At 64.7% G+C, this 19,671-nt stretch carries 18 protein-coding genes; 10 read left to right on the top strand and 8 right to left on the bottom strand.

The window, feature by feature from the left end; all coding sequences use genetic code 11:
• Window positions 1-11 precede the first annotated feature (11 nt).
• The 4 genes from aroE to mpl form a co-directional block, all read right to left on the bottom strand.
• On the bottom strand, window positions 12-884 hold the full coding sequence (gene aroE, locus NH14_RS12575) for a shikimate dehydrogenase (protein WP_035533002.1): 873 nt from the start codon (window positions 882-884) through the stop codon (window positions 12-14).
• Window positions 881-3,007 (bottom strand): ribonuclease catalytic domain-containing protein, encoded by a 2,127-nt coding sequence (locus NH14_RS12570; RefSeq protein WP_035533000.1) that lies wholly within the window; start codon window positions 3,005-3,007, stop codon window positions 881-883. The genes aroE and NH14_RS12570 overlap by 4 nt, the downstream gene beginning before the upstream one ends.
• A 102-nt stretch (window positions 3,008-3,109) precedes the next feature.
• Window positions 3,110-3,730, bottom strand: coding sequence for a YqiA/YcfP family alpha/beta fold hydrolase (locus tag NH14_RS12565; protein ID WP_052148456.1), 621 nt, complete (start codon window positions 3,728-3,730; stop codon window positions 3,110-3,112).
• Entirely contained in the window at window positions 3,727-5,130 is a 1,404-nt protein-coding gene (mpl, locus tag NH14_RS12560) for a UDP-N-acetylmuramate:L-alanyl-gamma-D-glutamyl-meso-diaminopimelate ligase (protein ID WP_035532999.1), read from the bottom strand. Before mpl ends, NH14_RS12565 begins: the two co-directional genes overlap by 4 nt.
• Window positions 5,131-5,342: 212 nt before the next feature.
• Between mpl and NH14_RS12555 the strand changes: the two genes are divergently transcribed.
• From NH14_RS12555 to NH14_RS12510, 10 genes are all read left to right on the top strand, one after another.
• The gene (locus tag NH14_RS12555) at window positions 5,343-5,987 is read left to right on the top strand and encodes a hypothetical protein (protein ID WP_035532997.1); all 645 of its coding nucleotides are present in this window, start codon (window positions 5,343-5,345) and stop codon (window positions 5,985-5,987) included.
• 28 nt (window positions 5,988-6,015) lie between these two features.
• Window positions 6,016-6,561 (top strand): TlpA family protein disulfide reductase, encoded by a 546-nt coding sequence (locus tag NH14_RS12550; RefSeq protein WP_035532995.1) that lies wholly within the window; start codon window positions 6,016-6,018, stop codon window positions 6,559-6,561.
• 205 nt (window positions 6,562-6,766) lie between these two features.
• Entirely contained in the window at window positions 6,767-7,219 is a 453-nt protein-coding gene (aroQ, locus tag NH14_RS12545; RefSeq protein ID WP_035532993.1) for a type II 3-dehydroquinate dehydratase, read from the top strand.
• A gap of 103 nt (window positions 7,220-7,322) precedes the next feature.
• The gene (gene accB / locus NH14_RS12540; protein ID WP_035532992.1) at window positions 7,323-7,793 is read left to right on the top strand and encodes an acetyl-CoA carboxylase biotin carboxyl carrier protein; all 471 of its coding nucleotides are present in this window, start codon (window positions 7,323-7,325) and stop codon (window positions 7,791-7,793) included.
• A gap of 22 nt (window positions 7,794-7,815) precedes the next feature.
• Window positions 7,816-9,183 carry an acetyl-CoA carboxylase biotin carboxylase subunit gene (gene accC / locus NH14_RS12535; RefSeq protein WP_035532991.1) on the top strand — a complete coding sequence of 456 codons (1,368 nt, stop codon included), beginning with the start codon at window positions 7,816-7,818 and terminating at the stop codon, window positions 9,181-9,183.
• A 3-nt stretch (window positions 9,184-9,186) separates the two neighbouring features.
• On the top strand, window positions 9,187-10,083 hold the full coding sequence (gene prmA, locus NH14_RS12530) for a 50S ribosomal protein L11 methyltransferase (protein WP_035532989.1): 897 nt from the start codon (window positions 9,187-9,189) through the stop codon (window positions 10,081-10,083).
• A gap of 98 nt (window positions 10,084-10,181) precedes the next feature.
• Window positions 10,182-11,375, top strand: a complete 1,194-nt coding sequence (locus NH14_RS12525) for a zinc-ribbon and DUF3426 domain-containing protein (protein WP_035532987.1) — start codon at window positions 10,182-10,184, stop codon at window positions 11,373-11,375.
• A gap of 102 nt (window positions 11,376-11,477) precedes the next feature.
• Window positions 11,478-11,978 carry a thiol peroxidase gene (tpx, locus tag NH14_RS12520; RefSeq protein ID WP_035532986.1) on the top strand — a complete coding sequence of 167 codons (501 nt, stop codon included), beginning with the start codon at window positions 11,478-11,480 and terminating at the stop codon, window positions 11,976-11,978.
• Window positions 11,979-12,087: 109 nt separating this feature from the next.
• Entirely contained in the window at window positions 12,088-13,029 is a 942-nt protein-coding gene (locus NH14_RS12515; RefSeq protein ID WP_035532985.1) for a carbohydrate kinase family protein, read from the top strand.
• A gap of 52 nt (window positions 13,030-13,081) precedes the next feature.
• On the top strand, window positions 13,082-13,558 hold the full coding sequence (locus NH14_RS12510) for an outer membrane lipoprotein (RefSeq protein ID WP_035532984.1): 477 nt from the start codon (window positions 13,082-13,084) through the stop codon (window positions 13,556-13,558).
• A gap of 320 nt (window positions 13,559-13,878) precedes the next feature.
• Here NH14_RS12510 and NH14_RS12505 read toward each other — a convergent pair whose 3' ends face one another.
• The 4 genes from NH14_RS12505 to NH14_RS12490 all read right to left on the bottom strand — a co-directional run bounded on the left by NH14_RS12505 (window position 13,879) and on the right by NH14_RS12490 (window position 19,662).
• On the bottom strand, window positions 13,879-14,499 hold the full coding sequence (locus tag NH14_RS12505) for a histone H1-like DNA-binding protein (protein WP_035532982.1): 621 nt from the start codon (window positions 14,497-14,499) through the stop codon (window positions 13,879-13,881).
• A 28-nt stretch (window positions 14,500-14,527) separates the two neighbouring features.
• Window positions 14,528-14,854 (bottom strand): hypothetical protein, encoded by a 327-nt coding sequence (locus NH14_RS33475; protein ID WP_084225893.1) that lies wholly within the window; start codon window positions 14,852-14,854, stop codon window positions 14,528-14,530.
• Between the two features lie 92 nt (window positions 14,855-14,946).
• Complete coding sequence (locus NH14_RS12495) at window positions 14,947-16,170, bottom strand: ribonucleotide-diphosphate reductase subunit beta (protein ID WP_035533029.1); 1,224 nt, start codon at window positions 16,168-16,170, stop codon at window positions 14,947-14,949.
• A gap of 510 nt (window positions 16,171-16,680) precedes the next feature.
• Entirely contained in the window at window positions 16,681-19,662 is a 2,982-nt protein-coding gene (locus tag NH14_RS12490; protein ID WP_035532979.1) for a ribonucleoside-diphosphate reductase subunit alpha, read from the bottom strand.
• Window positions 19,663-19,671 lie beyond the last annotated feature (9 nt).

Genomic DNA, 19,671 nt, shown 5'->3' with positions numbered 1-19,671 from the left:
GGCGGCGCGCGTCAGGCCTGCGCCGCCAGTTGCTTGCGCAGCGCGGCCAGCACGGGCGCGCCTTCGGGGCGCACGCCGCGCCATACGAAGAACGACTCGGCGGCCTGCTCGACCAGCATCCCGAGCCCATCCGATGCGCGCGCGCCCAGCGATTCGGCGTGACGCATGAACACGGTGGGTTCGGCGCCGTACATCATGTCGTAGGCCAGCGTGCCTGGGCCGAACGCGCGAGCGTCGCACTCGGGCAGCGCGGCGTCGAGACTGCCGGCCGTTGCGTTGACGATCACGTCGTAGGGCTTGGCATCGGTCGAGTCGCGATAGATCGCGTCCGGGCCGCCGCCGTTGATGAGGCAGCCAGCTTCACGCGCCGCGTCTTCGAACTGCTCGACGAGCGCATGCGCTTTTTGCGCGGTACGGTTCACGATGGTGATCTCGCGCGGCCGACGCTCGAGCATCGGCAGCACGACGCCGCGCGCCGCCCCGCCCGCGCCGAGCAACAGCACGCGCGCGCCCTTGAGCGAGACGCCCAGATTCACCTCGATGTCGCGAACAAGGCCGAAACCGTCGGTGTTGTCGCCGAATATGCCGTCTTCGTCGAAGCGCAGCGTGTTGACGGCGCCCGCCGCCGCCGCGCGCGGCGACAGCCGGTCTGCCAGCGCGTGCGCCTCCAGCTTGAACGGCACGGTTACGTTCAGGCCACGTCCGCCAGCGGCGCGGAACGCCTGGACGTGCTCGACGAAGCCGTCAAGCGGTGCGAGCAGACGGTCATATTCGACGGGCTCGCCAGTTGCGGCGGCGAACTGCGCGTGAATGTATGGCGACTTGCTATGCGCGACCGGATTACCGACCACGGCGTAGCGGTCGCGAACCTGCCCGGCACTCATGAACGCGGCTCCGCAGCATGCTGCTCGGACGACTGCGCTTCTTCGCCCTCGGCGGCATTGTCCGCACCGGTCGAATCAGCCGGAGCCTCGGCCAGCGCCTCCGCTTCGCTCTCGGCGGAAGCGTCGGCGGCTTCGATGAGCTCTTCGTCCTCGCCGGTGTCGTCTTCGGCTTGATCGCCGCTCGTCACGACCGGCGCGTCGAGCACGCGCAACATGCGCACCGACGCCTCGATCGTCAACTCGTCGATCGACAGCACTTCCATCATCAGGCGCGTGCCGCGCGCATGCACGCCGAGCGCGGGCACGTGCATGAGCAGCGGCACTTCCTCGAAGCGCACGAGGTCGTCCTTGACGACGGTGGCCGGGAATTCGCGGCGCGCTTCGCGGCCATCTTCACCGCGCATCTCCTGCTGGAGCCAGCGCAGGCACCAGAAGTACTCCATGCGGCGCTGATGATCGGCGTAAGCGGTATAGGTTTCGTCGAAGCCCTGCACGACGGCGAACAAATCGGCGTCCTTGGGCTTGAACGGCGCGACCAGCTTGGCGGCCACGCCGTGCTCGACGCACGCGAGCAGTTGCCACTGGTTCACGAGGTCGACGTAGCGGCGCAGCGGCGAGGTGCTCCAGGCGTACTGCGCGACGCCCAGGCCTTCGTGCGGCGCGGCGTTGGTCTGCATGCGCGTGCGCTTGGGGCCCGTGGGCGCGCCGAATGCGCGTTGAGAGCGATAGATGCCCGGCACGCCATGATCGTGCAGGAACGCGCCCCACGTGGAGTTGGCGAGAATCGCCAGTTCCGCGACGATCAGATCGAGCGGCGAGCCACGGCGGCGCGGCGAGATGGTGACGTGCTCGCCATCCACGTAGAAGTTGAAGTCGGTGTTGCGCTGGACTTCGCGGCGCAGGCCGTAGCCCGCGCGCGCTTGCTGGCGCTTCTCGAACAGCGCCTGCGCAAACGGCCACAGCACGGCAATGTCTTCTTTGTGCGGATAGTCGCCCGTGCCCGCGGCCAGCGTCTCTTCGGTCACGACCTCATCGAGCGTGTTGTGGCGCAGGTTGTTCTTCACGAACACGCGCTCGGCGCGCGTTTCCGTGGCGACGATCTCCTGCGTCTCGCGGTTCACGATGCAATAGAGCGAGAGCGCCGGGCGCATGCCGCCTTCCTTCAGCGTGAAGGCGTCGACGAAATCGTCGGGCAGCATGGTGATCTTGTCGCCAGGCATGTACACCGTCGACAGGCGCGTGCGCGCCACCGTGTCGGCGGTATCGCCGCGCTTGATGCCGAGCGCAGGCGCCGCGATGTGGATGCCGATGCGCACGCGGCCATCGGCGAGATGCTCGATCGAGAACGCATCGTCGATTTCGGTCGTGGTGACGTCGTCGATCGAGAACGCCTGCACGTGCGCGGCCGCATCGGGCAGGTCATCGGGCAGCGCGCCCACCTCCACGGCCGGGAAGCCCGTGCCGTGCGGGAAGAACTCGGCGAGAAAGCGCGCTTCGTGCAGCGCGCGCGGCGAGGCAATGCCGCCGCATTCGAGCATCAGGCGCGGCATCGAAATGCCACGCGCAGCGGCGGCCGCTTCGAGCGCCTTGTATTCGATCGTATTCTTGTCGGGTTTCGTGAGCAGACCCAGCGCCTTGTCCTTGAGCGCCTCGGGCAGCTTGCCCGCCTTGAGATCTTCTTCGTAGCCTGCCTGCACGAGCGCCTGTTGACGCTTGCGCTCGAGCGAAACAAGCGCCATCTTCAGTTGCTCTTCGGGCGCGCGCTGATACTGGCCACGGCCCTTGCGGCGGAAATACACGGGCGAGCCATGCAGTCGCAGCACGAGTGCGGCGCGCTCGACCGGGCCATAGGTTTCGCCGAAGTACTCGGCGGCGAGCGCCGTATAGGCGAATTCCTCGGCAGGCGCGCACTCCCACAGGAAATCGAGATCGATGTCCTGTGCAGCGGCGTCGGCCTGCTCCAGCAGATCGCCGGCGGCCGGCTTCTCGAATTCGATCAGCACGTCTTTCGCGCGCACCTTGGCGCGCCGCCCACCCGGCAACTCGACCTGAAACGCGTCGCCCTGGCGCGACAGCACGCTGCCCGCCTTGAAACTGCCCGATTCCTCAAAGAAAACGTTCACTCAACACTCTCGTTCAAACTTGGCGGACCGCGGGCGCGACGCGCCCGGCGGTGCTGTATACATATAGGCGTTCACGCGCACGGCGCGAACGTAAGCGACGCATCAAGGCGCGTCGCCAAAGGGCGCTCCGCCAAAGGGCGCCCCGCCAAAGGGCGCTCCGCAGAACTGGATCACGTCGTCGACGTAATCGGCGAATTCGCTGATGCCATGGTCGCTGCCTTCGATCAGGCGCGTTTTGGCGCCCGGATAATGAGCGAGCATCTCGCGGTAATCGAGCACTTCGTCGCCGGTTGCAGCGATCAGATAGTAGCGCTGGAGCTCGGTCACCGTCGCAACGGCCAGCGCGCGCAATTCTTCCAGATGACGCGGCTCCACGACGATGCTGCCGCCGCCGTGCCAGAGCGGCTGCTCGCCGAGGTACTTCGACAGGTCGCGGTCCGGCACCACGGCCGGATTGAGCAGCACCGCGCGCCAGCCATGCTTTTCGGCCAGATGCGTGGCAAAGAAACCGCCGAGCGAACTGCCGATCAGCGTGATGCGCTCGCCAGCTTGCGCACGCGCCGCGAACTCGCGCTCGACGAGCGCCACGGTCTCGAGCGGCGAAACCGGCAGCGTCGGGCACAGCCATTCGCCACCGCGCCCGAGCGCTTCGAGGCGTGCGGCCAGCAAACGCGCCTTGAACGATTGCGGCGACGAGCGAAACCCGTGCAGATAGACGATCACGCCGTGCTCCTCGACGAGAGCGCATCAAGCAGCTTCTGATGCACGCCGCCAAACCCGCCGTTGCTCATCACGAGCACCTGGTCGCCGGGACGGGCGGCCGACACCACCGCCTTCACGAGCGCGTCGAGATCGTGATATGCGTGCGCCTTCTCGCCCAGCGGCGCGAGCGCTCCAGCGAGATCCCAGCCGAGTGCGTCCTTGCCGCTCGGAGCGCCATAGCCGAACACGAGGTCGGCGTCGGCGAGACTGCCGGGCAGTTGCGCCTTCATCACGCCGAGCTTCATCGTGTTCGAGCGCGGCTCGAGCACGGCGAGAATACGCGTGCGCTTGTCGCCTTCCCCGTTGCCTATGCGCGTGCGCAACCCGGCGATCGTCGTTTCGATTGCCGTGGGATGGTGCGCGAAGTCGTCATAAACCGTCACGCCGTCGACGCTGCCGCGCACTTCCATACGGCGCTTGACGTTGCGGAAGGTCGACAGCGAAGCCGCGGCCTGCGCGGGCGGCACGCCCACGCTGCGCGCGGCGGCGATGGCCGCGAGCGCGTTCATGCGGTTGTGCTCGCCCTGGATCTGCCAGTCGACCATGCCCACACGCTCGCTGTTGTGATAGACGGCGAAGCGTTCATCGAGCGGCGTCCCTTCTTCAGCGGGCAGCGCCTGCCAGCCGCCCTGCACGCCGAAGCGCTCTACATCGCTCCACACGCCGCGCGAAAGCACGCGTTCGAGCGCGTCTTCGCGCCCATTCGATACGACGCGGCCCACGCCCGGAATGGTGCGCACGAGATGGTGGAACTGCGTTTCGATGGCGGCCAGATCGGGGAAGATATCGGCGTGATCGAATTCGAGATTGTTCAGCACCGCCGTGCGCGGACGGTAATGGACGAACTTCGAGCGCTTGTCGAAGAACGCCGTATCGTACTCGTCGGCTTCGATCACGAAGAAGCTCGAATCGGTCAGGCGCGCCGAGATGCCGAAGTTCAGCGGCACGCCGCCGATCAGAAAACCGGGGTTCAGGCCAGCGTCTTCGAGCAGCCACGCGAGCATCGAGCTCGTGGTGGTCTTGCCGTGCGTGCCCGCCACCGCTAGCACCCACTTGTCGCGCAGCACGTGCTCGCCGAGCCACTGCGGCCCCGACGTGTACGGCAGGCCGCGATTGAGGATTTCCTCCATCAGCGGATTGCCGCGCGAAACCACATTGCCGATCACATAGAGATCGGGATTGAGTTCGGTCTGGCTTGCGTCGTAACCCTCGATCAGGCGGATACCCTGTGCTTCGAGCTGGGTGCTCATCGGCGGATACACGCCTGCGTCGCAGCCGGTCACCGTGTGGCCCGCGCTGCGCGCGAGCACGGCGAGACCGCCCATGAACGTGCCGCAGATGCCGAGGATATGGATGTGCATAAGCCTGTCGCGCCGCGCGGGCGTCGTGAAAAAGGGTTAAAGCGGGGTCAAGCGGTTTACCGGGATGGGCAACGCAGAACGGCGGCGCCAGGCCGCCGGAGCAAAGATCGGTATTGTACCCGACGCCCTGCGGCTTTTTCGCCGCCGCTGCGGGCGCATCCGCGGCCCGGGGCCGAACAAGGACGCCATACGATCTCTAGTATCATGAGCGCATGGTTCGCAGATCACATTTCGATCCCCAGCGCGTGCGCGAGGAAATCGCCATCGCGGCAGCAAGGATGATTGCCGAGGACGGCCTCGACTACGCCACCGCCAAACGCAAAGCCGCGCGGCAGGTTGCGGGGGACGCGCGCATCGAAGGCGCCTGGCTGCCCGACAACGACCAGATCGAAGACGAAATCCGCGAATATCAGGCCCTCTTTCAGGGCGAGCACCAGCCCGCGATTCTGCGGCGCCTGCGCGAGATCGCACTCGAATGGATGCGGCGGCTCGAACCGTTCAATCCGTTCCTCACCGGCGCCGTGCTCAACGGCACGGCCGGCGAGCACTCGGACATCCATCTGCAGATTTTTTGCGATAACGCGAAAGATGTCGCAATCTGGCTTCTGAACGCGAACGTGCAGTACGACGTCTCGGAAACGCGTCATTTCGCGGCGCGCGGCTACGTGGAAACGTTCAGTTTCATGTGGCAGCCATCGCGAAACGAGGAGCCGGTGGGCATTCATATTGCGCTCTACAATACCGACGACCTGCGCGGCGCGGTGCGCGCCGATGCCCGCGGGCGGCTGCCGCGCGCGAATGCGCAGGCGCTCCAGGCGCTGATCAACGAAAGCGGCGCCACCTCTTCCACCACCTGACTCATATAGATCAAACGCAGCAATGAACATGAAGCGGATTCTTGCCGGCGTCGCAGTGGCGGCGGTGGCAGCTGGCGGCGGCATCCTGGCCGGACATTATGCAAACAGCGGCAACACCGGCGTAGCCGATGCGGCATCGGTCGCCAGCAAACCCGATGCGGTCGGTCAGCTGTGGACCGCTGCCGTGACCACACCCGACGGCAAACCCCAATCGCTCTCCATGTATAAGGGCCGCACGATCGTGGTCAACTTCTGGGCGTCCTGGTGCGGGCCTTGTGTCGAAGAGATGCCCGAGCTCGCCGCGCTGCAGCGCGAGTACGCGAAGAAAGGCATCCAGTTCGTCGGCCTCGGCGTCGATTCCGCCGCGAACATCCAGAACTTCCTCAAGAAAGTGCCTGTGGACTACCCGATCTACATCGCCGGATTCGGCGGCGCCGACGTGGCGCGCGCGTTCGGAAATGCCGCCGGCGGCTTGCCCTACACCGTCGTAATCGACGCGAACGGCACGGTACGTGCAACAAAATTAGGCCAAATCAAGATGGACGAGCTGCGCCACACGCTTGATACACTCTGACGCGCCCCAAATACCGCGGAACAATTGACCGCGGCTTAACGGGCGTACGGCACTTTTTGCCGCGAAATTCAGGGAAATTCGCAGGAGATCGGCCCGGGCGGGTCTTGCAAGCCGCGCTCGGGGCCATATCGATCTTATGGAAAACTAGACAAATTTCTCTAATCAGCGCTAAAGTTCGCGCAATTCCACGGAAAAAGAAGCCACCATGACGCGACTGCTGGTTCTGCACGGCCCCAACCTCAATCTTCTCGGCACCCGGGAACCCGAGGTCTATGGGCGCGTGACGCTGCCACAGATCGATCAGGCGCTCGCCGACCGTGCCGCCGATGCGGGTGTGGAGCTGGCAACCTTTCAGAGCAACCACGAAGGCGCGCTGGTGGACCGCATCCAGGCGGCTCGCAGCGAACAAACGGATTTCATCCTGATCAACCCGGCGGCGTACACGCACACGAGCGTGGCGATCCGGGACGCGCTGGCAGGCGTCGGAATCCCGTTCGTCGAGGTTCATCTCTCGAACGTGCATCGCCGCGAAGCCTTCCGGCATCACTCGTATTTTTCCGACCAGGCCGAAGGCGTCATCTGCGGCCTCGGCTGGAAGGGTTATCTCTACGCGCTCGAATACGCGCTCGACCGGCTCGCAGCCGGCTCGGCCGCGTGATTCCAGCGGCGAAAAGAAACCAACGCATTCTGCAAGACAACACCAATCCCGTGCCGGGCGCGCGCGCCGGCACCTCACGCATGCATAGCAAGGGGGCTGCACCATGGATCTACGTAAGCTGAAGACTCTGATCGACCTCGTCTCCGAATCAGGCATCTCGGAGCTCGAAGTCACCGAGGGCGAAGGCAAGGTGCGCATCGTCAAGAACGCGCCGCCGGTTTACGTGCAGCCAAGCCCTGCGCAATACGCCGCCCCCATCGCCGGCGCCCCGCTCGCCGCCGCGCCGGCCCCCGCAGCCGAAGTCGGCGCGCCCGCCGCTACCGCACCGGCCTTGCCGCAGGGCCACGTCGTGACCTCGCCGATGGTCGGCACGTTCTACCGCGCACCGTCGCCGGGCGCCGATCCGTTCGTGCAAGTGGGCGACACGGTCAAGGAAGGCCAGACGCTGTGCATCATCGAAGCGATGAAGCTGCTCAACGAGATCGAATCGGACGCCGCCGGCGTCGTCAAGGAAATCCTCGTCGAAAACGGTCAGGCAGTCGAATACGGCCAGCCGCTCTTCGTGATCGCCTAAGGCGCGAGGGCGAATACCCACCATGTTTGAAAAAATCCTCATTGCCAACCGTGGCGAAATCGCGCTGCGCATTCAGCGCGCGTGCCGCGAGCTCGGCGTCAAGACGGTCGTTGTCTATTCGGAAGCCGACAAGGAAGCCAAGTACGTGAAGCTCGCCGACGAGGCGGTCTGCATCGGCCCGGCCCCTTCGAACCTGAGCTATCTGAACATGCCGGCGCTCATCAGCGCGGCCGAAGTCACCGACGCCGAAGCGATCCACCCCGGCTACGGCTTCCTCTCCGAGAACGCGGACTTCGCCGAGCGCGTCGAGCAATCGGGCTTCACGTTCATCGGCCCGCGCCCTGAAACGATCCGCATGATGGGCGACAAGGTCACGGCCAAGCAGACCATGATCAAGACCGGCGTGCCTTGCGTGCCGGGCTCGGAAGGCGCGCTGCCCGACGATCCGAAGGAAATCGTGAAGATCGCGCGTGCGATCGGCTACCCCGTCATCATCAAGGCGGCCGGTGGCGGCGGCGGACGCGGCATGCGCGTCGTGCACACGGAAGCAGCGCTCGTGAACGCGGTCAACATGACGCGCGAGGAAGCGGGCCGTGCGTTCGGCAACCCGCAGGTCTACATGGAGAAGTACCTCGAGAATCCGCGTCACATCGAGATTCAGATCCTCGCGGACTCGTTCAAGAATGCCGTGTGGCTCGGCGAGCGCGACTGCTCGATGCAGCGCCGCCACCAGAAGGTGATCGAAGAGGCACCGGCGCCGGGCATCGCGCGCCGCCTGCTCGACCGCATCGGCGACCGTTGCGCCGACGCCTGCAAGAAGATGGGCTACCTCGGCGCGGGCACGTTCGAATTCCTCTACGAAAACGGCGAGTTCTACTTCATCGAAATGAACACGCGCGTGCAGGTCGAGCACCCGGTCACGGAGCTGATCACCGGCATCGACATCGTGCAGGAGCAGATCCGCATCGCCGCGGGCGAAAAGCTCTCGTTCCGCCAGCGCGACATCCAGTTGAAGGGCCACGCGATCGAGTGCCGCATCAACGCCGAAGATCCGTTCAAGTTCACGCCTTCGCCGGGACGTCTCACCTCGTGGCACATGCCGGGCGGCCCGGGCGTGCGCGTCGATTCCCACGCCTACAATGGTTATTTCGTGCCGCCGAACTATGATTCGATGATCGGCAAGCTGATCACCTACGGCGCCACGCGCGAGCAGGCCATTCAGCGCATGCGCATCGCGCTCTCGGAAATGGTGGTCGAAGGCATCCTGACCAACATTCCGCTGCACCGCGAGCTGATGCTCGACGCGAAGTTCGTTGAAGGCGGCACGAGCATTCACTACCTCGAAAGCCGTCTGGCCGAACGTCAGGCTGTGAAGAAGGATGAAGCGTAATTCATGAGCTATCGGGAACTGATCGTCGAGCTGGATCGCAATCGCGCGGAAGCACTCTCCGACGCGCTGATCGAGCTTGGCGCCCTCTCGGTGTCGGTGGAAGACGCCGATGCCGACACGCCCGACGAGCAGCCGCTCTTCGGCGAGCCGGGCCTCACGCCCGAGCGCACCGCATGGCAGCATTCGCGCGTGATCGCGCTGATCGGCAACGATCAGGATCCCGCCGTGCTGCTCGCGGCCGCCGCGAACGAGGTCGGTCTCGCTGAAACGCCAAAGTTCTCGCTGCGCGAAGTCGAAGAGCAGGACTGGGTGCGGCTCACGCAATCGCAATTCGATCCGATCCAGATCGGGGAACGCATCTGGGTCGTGCCCTCGTGGCACGATGCCCCCGACCCTGACGCGCTCGTGCTCGAACTCGATCCGGGCCTCGCGTTCGGCACCGGCAGCCACCCCACTACGCGGCTGTGCATGGAGTGGCTCGAGCAGCACGTTCAACCGGGCAATTCTCTGCTCGACTACGGCTGCGGTTCGGGCATCCTCGCAATCCTCGCGAAGAAGTGTGGCGCGCAATCGGTGATCGGCATCGACATCGACCCGCAGGCGGTCGAATCGGCACGCCAGAACAGCGAGCGCAATCGCGCCGACGTCGCCTACGGCCTGCCCGACGACTGCCCGGCGGGCGAGTTCGACATCGTGGTCGCCAACATTCTTTCGAATCCGCTCAAGCTGATGGCGTCGATGTTGTCGTCGCGCGTGAAGCCGGGCGGACGCATTGCGCTCTCGGGCATTCTCGCGCGTCAGGCCGAGGAAGTCGCTCAGGTCTACGCACAATGGATCGACATCTCGGTCTGGCGTGAGCACGAAGGCTGGGTTTGCCTCGCCGGTACGCGGCGCGCGTAAAACCTGTTCGCGCCCCATGAGCAAGGCGCGAAGTCGTAGGCCGCCGTGGATTGCCAGTAGAATGCGAGTATCGCCAACCCTCCGGTTCCACGGCACACATGCTTCTGGCAACGCGCTGTCCCTTCTGCGAAACCGTTTTCCGTATTCAGCCCGCACACCTCGCCGCGCGTCGCGGCCTCGTGCGCTGCGGGCACTGTCAGGAAGCGTTCGACGCGTCGGGTAGCCTGTACGAGCTGCCCGAAAACGGCGATTTCGCTCAGGCCACGCCTGTCGCGCCCGATATCGCCGCAAGCCTGGCTGCGCCATCCGCTCAGCAGGCCGCTGCTGTGCAAGCTGCCGCTCAAGCCGCTCAAGCGCCCGATCAGCCACCGCAAGGCGAGCCTGCGGCTCCATCTGCGGAATCCGCATCGCGTCAAGCGCCAAACTTCTCGGGCCGCGGCTGGGACCCATGGGCTCCGCGCGCGGACAGCAACCTCGACCCCAGCCTGCAATACAACGGCAGCAGCCTGCCGCGTGCAGGCCTTGCCCCGGCACGCAACGTCGAAATGCGCCTCGCCCGCGACGCCGAGCCCACGCTCCCGCCTGGCGCTGGACGCAGCGCCGCACCTGCCCGGCAACCCGGTGCACCCGCTCCCGTCGAGCCGACTCTTTCGGCGAACGAAGCCATTCACCGTCACCATGCCGACCCCGAGCCCGTGCTGCGGCGCGCGCCGGCTGGGCCGTCGGCTGCCCCCGCGTTCACCGCGCTCGAACCCAACGCCACCGGCGAACCCTTCGCGGTCACGCGAGAAGCGCCCGCTCGCGCGAAGCGCCACACGGGCTGGCGCATCGTAGGCGTGCTGATCGCGCTCGTGCTCCTCGCGACGCTCGCCGCTCAGCTTGCGTGGTGGATGCGCGAAACCGTGATGGTCCACTGGCCCGCCTCGCAGCCCTACTATCAACAGGCCTGCGCGCAGCTCGGGTGCCAGTTGCGCCCGCCGCGCGACATCGACGGCCTGCAGGTCCGGCCATCCGATCTGCGCCAGGTGGACGACCCGCATCACCTGGAGCTGAAGGTGCCGCTGCATAACCGATTCGACGTGGCGCTCGCGTGGCCGGCCATGGAGCTCACGCTGCTCGACCGCCAGAACAACATCGTTCTGCGCCGCGTGCTGTGGCCGCAGGACTACGCGCCGCCTGGCACGCCCATCGAAGCCGGCATGGCCCCGCATAGCACGCAGACGATGATCGTGCGGCTCGACACCGGCAACGTTGTAGCGTCGAACTTCCGCATCGAAATCTTCTACCCCTGAATTCCGCGCCGGCGCTCCCCTTTGCGCCGGCGCGCGTTTCCTGCGCCCGGCCACGCCGGGCGCACCCTTCACCACTAGAGCAATACATTCGGAGAGCACATCATGAGTCAAGTCACGCTAGGCGGTAACCCGATCGACGTCGCAGGCACATTCCCGACGGCGGGCCAAAAGGCCCCCGCATTCTCGCTCGTCGGCCGCGACCTCAATACCGTCTCGCTCGCCGATTTCGCTGGCAAGCGCAAGGTGCTGAACATCGTGCCGAGCCTCGACACGCCGGTCTGCGCCACCTCCACGCGCAAGTTCAACGAAGCCGCAGCCAAGCTCGACAACACGGCCGTCGTCGTGATCTCGGCCGACCTGCCGTTCGCCGCCGCGCGCTTTTGCACGACCGAAGGGATCGAGAACGTCGTCACGGCATCGACCTTCCGCGGCCATGAGTTCGCGCAAGCCTACGGCGTGGACGTCACGAGCGGCCCGCTGACGGGTCTCACGGCGCGCGCCGTGGTGGTCATCGACGCGAACGACAACGTCGTCTACGCCGAGCGCGTTAGCGAAATCAAGAATGAGCCGAACTACGACGCCGCGCTCGCCGCACTGAAGTAATACCCGTCGCGGTGCGCGCGAGCTGGACACTGCCCCGGCGCCATGCCGGCCCAGTGCCGCTCACGGCGCGCCGCCTCCCACACCCAAACGCATTACAGGAATCCCTGCCTTGGCTACGCTGATCTGCGGCTCGCTCGCCTACGACAACATCATGACTTTCGAAGGCCGCTTTCGGGAACACATCCTGCCCGAGCAGGTGCACATCCTGAACGTGAGCTTTCTCGTGCCGACGATGCGCCGCGAATTCGGCGGCTGCGCGGGCAATATCGCTTACTCGCTGCATCTGCTTGGCGGCGACGCGCGCATCATGGCGACGCTTGGCGGCGCCGATGCGCAACCTTATCTCGAACGCCTCGACACGCTCGGCCTCTCGAAGACGCACGTGCGTGTGCTGCCCGACACGTGGTCGGCACAAGCGATGATCACGACCGATCTCGAGAACAACCAGATCACGGCCTTCCACCCGGGCGCGATGATGCAATCGCACCTGAACCGCGCCGACGAAGCGCCCGGCATCAAGCTCGGCATCGTTGCGCCGGACGGCTTCGACGGCATGGTCCAGCACGTGGAGCAGTTCGCGAATGCGGACATTCCATTTGTCTTCGACCCAGGTCAAGGGCTACCGCTCTTTGACGGTGCGTCGCTTCGACGCGCCATTGAACTTGCGACCTATGTGACGGTCAACGACTACGAAGCGAGCTTGGTCAGTCATCGCACTGGCTGGTCGCTCGAAGAAATCGCGAGCCACGTCGAAGCACTCATCGTCACGCGCGGCGAACACGGTTCGCAGATCTATCATGGCGCCGGCATCGAAGAGATTCCGTCGGTGCGCGCGGAACGGGTGCTCGACCCCACGGGTTGCGGCGACGCCTTCCGCGGCGGTCTGCTCTATGGCATCGAGAACAACCTCGGCTGGGCCACCACGGGACGTCTCGCAAGCCTCATGGGCGCGCTGAAAATCGAGCATCTCGGGCCGCAGAACTACGCGCCCACGCAGGCGCAAATCAAGGAACGGTTCAAGGCGGCGTTCGACTACGAACTGCCGCTCTGAATCCGGGCGCCGCCGCGTTCGTCACCGGCGGCGCTCTTTGGAGTTACGGGAAATGAAAACAACAAGTCGTCTGATTGTCGCCGTCATGATCGCGGGCTCGCTCGCCATGACGGGCTGCGCCTATAACAGTAGTTCCGCCGATGTCTACACCGCCTCGCAGGCGCAACGTGAAGCCACCGTGCGCATGGCCACGGTCGAAAGCGTACGCGCGGTGAAGATCAGTTCCAACAACGGCCAGCCGAGCGGGATTGGCGCAGTGGGCGGCGGCGCGCTTGGCGCCGTGGCAGGCAGCCAGATTGGCGGCGGCACGGGCTCGATCATCACCGGCATCATCGGCGGCATCGCGGGCGCGGTGGCCGGCAACGCCGTCGAGAACGGTGTGGCGATGCACAACGGCCTCGAGATCACGGTGCTTCTCGACAACGGCGACTATCGCGCCATCACCCAGGCCGCCACCGGCGAGGTCTTTCAGGCTGGCGAGCGGGTGCGACTGGTTTCGAGCGGAGGCGTCACGCGCGTGACACACTGATTAGCCGGTTTCCCCTGTACCGCAGCGGCGCCTTGCGCCTTCCTGCGGAACCTCAGGCGCATGTGCTCCCCTGTGCATGCGCCTTTTTTCATGCCCGCTCCCAACAGGTTACCTGCAGGGGTTGCCAGCACTCAGCACGCCTTAACGCGGCGAATGAGCAAACGTGGACGAAAAAAATCCCGTCGCGGACAAACCCGGCGACGGGATTGGGAGCGGGCCCGGCATTTGCGTCTGCGCGGATGCATCCGCAGGCACAGCGCCCGGCCCTGCCACCGAAGCGCGCGTATTGACTGACTCTCGTGCGCTTCGGCTCGTACTGCTTACGGACGGCTGCCGGTCGGGAACGGCCATGCTGCGGCCGGGTTCAGGGCAGTCTTGACCGTTGCTGCGGGCGCGGCCGGTTGCGCAGCAGGGGCAGCAGGCGCGGCAGCAGCGGCCTTCGCAGGCGCCTTCTTGGCAGCCTTCTTCGCAGCAGCCTTCTTCGCAGGTGCAGCCTTCTTGGCAGCAGCCTTCTTCGCAGGCGCGGCCTTCTTGGCAGCAGCCTTCTTCGCAGGCGCGGCCTTCTTGGCAGCAGCCTTCTTCGCAGGCGCGGCCTTCTTGGCGGCAACCTTCTTCACCGCGGCCTTCTTCGCCGGTGCTGCCTTCTTCGCTGCAACCTTCTTCACGGCGACTTTCTTGGCTGCAACCTTCTTCGCTGCGGCCTTCTTCGCCGGTGCTGCCTTCTTCGCTGCGACCTTCTTCACCGCTACTTTCTTGGCTGCAACCTTCTTCGCTGCGGCCTTCTTCGCCGGTGCTGCCTTCTTCGCAACGACCTTCTTCACGGCGACTTTCTTGGCTGCAACCTTCTTCGCTGCGGCCTTCTTCGCCGGTGCCGCCTTCTTCGCTGCAACCTTCTTCACTGCGGCTTTCTTGGCCGCCGGCTTTTTCTTGGCAGTTGCCATTTTTTTCTCCTTCAGGTTCAGATGAGAGTCAGTTCAAACTACACCCTTCGTCAAAACCCGCTTCCCGCGAACGCTTCTCACGGCGCACACTACGAAGCGGGCTATTCATCGGCGTACGCTGATCCCGCGCGCTTACGCTAATGAATGCGGTAAGGCGCGCCGTGCCACGAGGCACCGCGCGCCAGATCGATCCGGCGTCGAATACCGACGCCGACCAACGTTCGTTGAAAGCGCAGGCCGCGCGACTCGCGAGGCCCACGCCCTTTTCCGGGGGGAAGTTTGCCCATCCCACTGAAGGGTTCGCAAAGTGCCTGTCATATCGGTGAGCCGCCAAGGCCCCGGACACGCTTTGCATCAGGCGTTCCTGCTCCTAATCATCCGCCGGCCGGGACGCTCATATGGCGCCTGGCGGCAACCCCAAAAGACTTGGCTCCAGGTGCGCCCGGGTTATTCCCAGGACAGCGCACCGCCGGTCTGATATTCGATCACACGCGTCTCGAAGAAGTTGCGTTCCTTCTTCAAGTCGATCATCTCGCTCATCCACGGGAACGGGTTCTCTTCGTTCGGGAACAGCGTATCGAGACCGATCTGCTGGCAACGGCGGTTGCAGATGAAGCGCAGATAGCTCTTGAACATCGACGCGTTCAGGCCCAGCACGCCGCGCGGCATGGTGTCTTCCGCGTAACGGTACTCGAGGTCGACCGCGTGCTTGAACAGTTCGGTAATCTCCGCGCGGAACGCCGGGGTCCACAGCTGCGGGTTTTCGAGCTTGATCTGGTTGATCAGGTCGATGCCGAAGTTGCAGTGCATCGACTCGTCGCGCAGGATGTACTGATACTGCTCCGCGGCGCCTGTCATCTTGTTCTGGCGGCCGAGCGCGAGGATCTGCGTGAAGCCGACGTAGAAGAACAGGCCTTCCATGATGCAGGCGAACACGATCAGCGACCTGAGCAGCGTCTGGTCCGCTTCGAGCGTGCCGGTCTTGAAAGACGGATCAGTCAGCGTCTGAATGAACGGGATCAGGAACTCGTCCTTGTCGCGGATCGACTTGACCTCGTGGTACGCGTTGAAGATCTCGCTCTCGTCCAGACCCAGCGACTCGACGATGTACTGGTAGGCGTGCGTATGGATCGCCTCTTCGAACGCCTGGCGCAGCAGGAACTGGCGGCATTCGGGCGCCGTGATGTGCCGGTAGGTGCCGAGCACGATGTTGTTGGCGGCGAGGGAGTCGGCGGTGACGAAAAAGCCGAGGTTACGCTTGACGATGCGGCGCTCGTCCTCGGTCAGACCATTCGGGTCCTTCCACAGGGCGATGTCGCGCGACATGTTGATTTCCTGCGGCATCCAGTGGTTCGCGCAGCCGGACAGGTACTTCTCCCAGGCCCACTTGTACTTGAACGGGACCAACTGATTCACGTCGGTCTGGCCGTTGATGATGCGCTTGTCGGCGACATTCACGCGGGCCTCTGCCGAGACCGGTGCTTGCGGCGGCGGTGCGACTGCGAAGTCGGCGGCGAAGATGTTGTGCGCCGAAGAGGACTGAGGAGCGGAATGCAGATTGAGCTGCGTTTCCGGAACAGAGACAGCCACTCCCGCGAGGTTGCGCATTGCGTTTTGCTGCGCACCGCTCGACGGAGTTACGGCCGTGATCTCGTCATCCCAGTTGAGCATAAATGTCACCATCAATTTAGATCGGTTTGTACCATCTTTTCATGCGCGATAAAAGGGCTCGCACACGAAAAATCCTGTTTTCGATTCGCGTTGCGACCTCGATACAACACTTTGTTATTGCATCGTGTCGTTCGCATCGCATGAACGGCGCTCAAGCATCGCGTGTTCGTCGCGACGATCATGTCCTTGCGAGGCCGATCGTGAGTCTTCGCGACATCGCGAACGTGTGTGAAGGTCGGTTCGCCACGCGCCGTTCGCTCGCGCGCGAAACTCCAAGGATTCCTTCCTGTTAGCGCTTCTGGCTTCTCGCATGTGCATCTCGTTGCATCCTGCGTTTGCGTCAGCTTCGCGCTTCGCAACGCGCGTGCCGCGCGTCGCCAGGAGAGCGGTCCGCGCGCATGGCGCGCGCTGACCGTTACTTCGACTACCTACTGTTTACTACTTACTACTGATGCTGCCGTGCTTGCGGTCCTGCTGCATACGCGCGACGTTGCATCGCGCGCTGCCGCTTTATTGGCAAGCTTCGCACTCTTCGAAGCCGGGATCGCCCGGACGCATCATGCACACCGGACCTTCCGCTTCGGGCGCGGCCTCTGCTGCCGGCGCCGCCTGCATCACGCTCGAGCCCGCGCCGTTGCCAGCACCGCCTGCCGCGCCGAAGCCCGCGCCGCCCGCGCTGCCGCCGTTACCGTTGCCGCCGGTCGGCACTGCGTTGAGCGCGCCGTGCGCGACCGTCGACTTCTCGACGTGCGTGGCTGCCATCGTGCGCAGGTAGTAAGTGGTCTTCAGGCCGCGGATCCAGGCGAGCTTGTAGATCTCGTCGAGCTTCTTGCCCGATGCGCCCGCCATGAAGATGTTCAGCGACTGCGCCTGGTCGATCCACTTCTGGCGACGCGATGCGGCTTCGACGAGCCACGTCGGGTCGACTTCGAACGCCGTTGCGTACACCGCGCGCAGATCGGCCGGGATGCGGTCGATACGCGAGAGCATGCCGTCGAAGTACTTTAGGTCGGCGACCATGACTTCATCCCACAGGCCGCGCGCCTTCAGGTCGCGCACGAGGTAGTCGTTCACCACCGTGAATTCGCCCGAGAGGTTCGACTTCACGTAGAGGTTCTGGAACGTCGGCTCGATGCAAGGCGACACGCCGATGATGTTCGAGATGGTCGCGGTCGGAGCGATCGCGATGCAGTTCGAATTGCGCATGCCGTGCGTCGCGATGCGCTCGCGCAGCGAGGCCCAGTCCATCGTCTCGCTCGAGTCGACTTCGACGTAGCCGCCGCGCTGCTCGGCGAGCAGCTTGAGCGTGTCCTGCGGAAGGATGCCGCGATCCCACAGCGATCCGCGATACGTCGAGTAGCGGCCGCGCTCGGCTGCCAGCTCCGTCGACGCCCAGTAAGCGTAGTAGCAGACGGCTTCCATCGAGCGGTCGGCGAACTCCACAGCCTCTTGCGAAGCAAACGGCGTGCGCAGCACGTGCAGGCAGTCCTGGAAGCCCATGATGCCCATGCCCACCGGACGATGCTTCAGGTTCGAGTTGCGCGCCTTCGACACCGCGTAATAGTTGATGTCGATGACGTTGTCGAGCATACGCATCGCCACGCTGATGGTGCGCTTGAGCTTGTCGTGGTCGAGCGCGAACGTACCGTCGGCCTGTTCGACCATGTGCGCGACGAGGTTCACCGAGCCCAGGTTACAGACGGCGATTTCGCTGTCGCTGGTGTTCAGCGTGATTTCCGTGCACAGGTTCGACGAGTGGACGACGCCCACGTGCTGCTGCGGCGAACGGATGTTGCACGGATCCTTGAACGTGATCCACGGATGGCCCGTTTCGAACAGCATGCCGAGCATCTTGCGCCACATTTGCGCTGCCGGGATCTTCTTGAACAGCTTGATCTCGCCGCGCGCGACCTTCTCTTCGTAAGCCGTGTAAGCCTGCTCGAACTCGATGCCGAACTTGTCATGCAGGTCCGGGCACGTCGAGGGCGAGAACAGTGTCCACTCGCCGCCTTCCATCACGCGCTTCATGAACAGGTCGGGAATCCAGTTCGCCGTGTTCATGTCGTGGGTGCGGCGGCGGTCGTCGCCGGTGTTCTTGCGCAGCTCGAGGAATTCTTCGATGTCGAGGTGCCACGACTCCAGGTACGCGCACACCGCGCCCTTGCGCTTGCCGCCCTGGTTCACGGCCACGGCCGTATCGTTGACCACCTTCAGGAACGGCACGACGCCTTGCGACTTGCCGTTGGTGCCCTTGATGTGCGAGCCGAGCGCGCGCACGCGCGTCCAGTCGTTGCCGAGGCCGCCAGCAAACTTCGAGAGCAGCGCGTTGTCCTTGAGCGCTTCGTAGATGCCGTCGAGGTCGTCGGCAACCGTCGTGAGATAGCACGACGAAAGCTGCGAGCGGTGCGTGCCCGAGTTGAACAGCGTGGGCGTGGACGACATGAAGTCGAACGACGAAAGCACGTTGTAGAACTCGATCGCGCGCGCTTCACGGTCGATCTCGTTGAGCGAGAGACCCATCGCGACACGCATGAAGAATGCCTGCGGCATTTCGATGCGCGTGCCGTGCACGTGCAGGAAGTAGCGGTCATACAGCGTTTGCAGGCCGAGGTAGCCGAACTGCAGATCGCGGCTCGCGTCGAGCGCATCGCCCAGACGCTTCAGGTCGAACTGCTGGAGCTTGTCGTCGAGCAGGCCGGCTTCGACGCCGCGCTTGATGAACTGCGGGAAGTACTCCGCGTAACGCCAGCCCATGTCGGCTTGCGTGACTTCCTCTTCGAGAATTTCGCGACGGATCGTGTGCAGCAGAATGCGCGAGGTGACCTGGCTATACGCCGGATCCTTTTCGATCATCGTGCGCGCAGCGAGAATCGCCGAGTCGTAGACCTGCGACATCGGCACGCCGTCGTACAGGTTCTTCACCGTTTCCGAGACGATCGGGTCGGCGTTCACAGCATCGCCGAGACCCTCGCAGGCCGAGACGATCAGCGCGCGCAGTGCGTGCATGTCGAGCGGACGCGTCACGCCGTTGTCGGTGACGTTGATGCCAGGCGCTGCTGCTGCCGCTTCCGGCGCGTGCGCGCGTTCCTGGTTGCGCTTCTCGCGATACAGCACGTAGGCGCGCGCGACGTTGTGCTCGCCGCCGCGCATGAGCGCGAGCTCGACCTGGTCCTGGATGTCTTCGATGTGGAACGTGCCGCCGTTCGGGCGGCTGCGCACGAGCGCGCGCACGACGTTCTGCGTGAGCTGCTCGACGAGTTCGCGAACGCGCGCCGAAGCCGCGCCCTGCCCGCCATTGACGGCCAGGAATGCCTTGGTCATCGCGAGGGCGATCTTCGACGGCTCGAAGCCCACCACGCTGCCGTTACGGCGGATCACCTTATGGTCGGCGAACTGCGTCGCGCCGGCCTGGCCGTCCTGCGGCTGGCCACCCAGCGTGCGCGCAGCAGGCGCGCCTTCGTACTGGGTCGAGACGTTATCGGTCGTTTGCATGTGCAAAGC

Origin of the sequence: Paraburkholderia sacchari, assembly GCF_000785435.2 — a bacterium.
In the GTDB taxonomy this organism is placed as follows: Bacteria; Pseudomonadota; Gammaproteobacteria; order Burkholderiales; family Burkholderiaceae; genus Paraburkholderia; species Paraburkholderia sacchari.
Note: the sequence above shows the minus strand (reverse complement) of the source record. Positions and strands in the feature narration are given on the sequence as shown.

What these genes read in the sequence shown, in the direction of transcription:
- aroE (WP_035533002.1), bottom strand. Translation starts at nt 884, where the DNA reads ATGAGTGCCGGGCAGGTTCGCGACCGCTACGCCGTGGTCGGTAATCCG.
- mpl (WP_035532999.1), bottom strand. Translation starts at nt 5,130, where the DNA reads ATGCACATCCATATCCTCGGCATCTGCGGCACGTTCATGGGCGGTCTC.
- NH14_RS12555 (WP_035532997.1), top strand. Translation starts at nt 5,343, where the DNA reads ATGGTTCGCAGATCACATTTCGATCCCCAGCGCGTGCGCGAGGAAATC.
- NH14_RS12550 (WP_035532995.1), top strand. Translation starts at nt 6,016, where the DNA reads ATGAAGCGGATTCTTGCCGGCGTCGCAGTGGCGGCGGTGGCAGCTGGC.
- aroQ (WP_035532993.1), top strand. Translation starts at nt 6,767, where the DNA reads ATGACGCGACTGCTGGTTCTGCACGGCCCCAACCTCAATCTTCTCGGC.
- accB (WP_035532992.1), top strand. Translation starts at nt 7,323, where the DNA reads ATGGATCTACGTAAGCTGAAGACTCTGATCGACCTCGTCTCCGAATCA.
- accC (WP_035532991.1), top strand. Translation starts at nt 7,816, where the DNA reads ATGTTTGAAAAAATCCTCATTGCCAACCGTGGCGAAATCGCGCTGCGC.
- prmA (WP_035532989.1), top strand. Translation starts at nt 9,187, where the DNA reads ATGAGCTATCGGGAACTGATCGTCGAGCTGGATCGCAATCGCGCGGAA.
- NH14_RS12525 (WP_035532987.1), top strand. Translation starts at nt 10,182, where the DNA reads ATGCTTCTGGCAACGCGCTGTCCCTTCTGCGAAACCGTTTTCCGTATT.
- tpx (WP_035532986.1), top strand. Translation starts at nt 11,478, where the DNA reads ATGAGTCAAGTCACGCTAGGCGGTAACCCGATCGACGTCGCAGGCACA.
- NH14_RS12510 (WP_035532984.1), top strand. Translation starts at nt 13,082, where the DNA reads ATGAAAACAACAAGTCGTCTGATTGTCGCCGTCATGATCGCGGGCTCG.
- NH14_RS12505 (WP_035532982.1), bottom strand. Translation starts at nt 14,499, where the DNA reads ATGGCAACTGCCAAGAAAAAGCCGGCGGCCAAGAAAGCCGCAGTGAAG.
- NH14_RS33475 (WP_084225893.1), bottom strand. Translation starts at nt 14,854, where the DNA reads ATGCAAAGCGTGTCCGGGGCCTTGGCGGCTCACCGATATGACAGGCAC.
- NH14_RS12495 (WP_035533029.1), bottom strand. Translation starts at nt 16,170, where the DNA reads ATGCTCAACTGGGATGACGAGATCACGGCCGTAACTCCGTCGAGCGGT.
- NH14_RS12490 (WP_035532979.1), bottom strand. Translation starts at nt 19,662, where the DNA reads ATGCAAACGACCGATAACGTCTCGACCCAGTACGAAGGCGCGCCTGCT.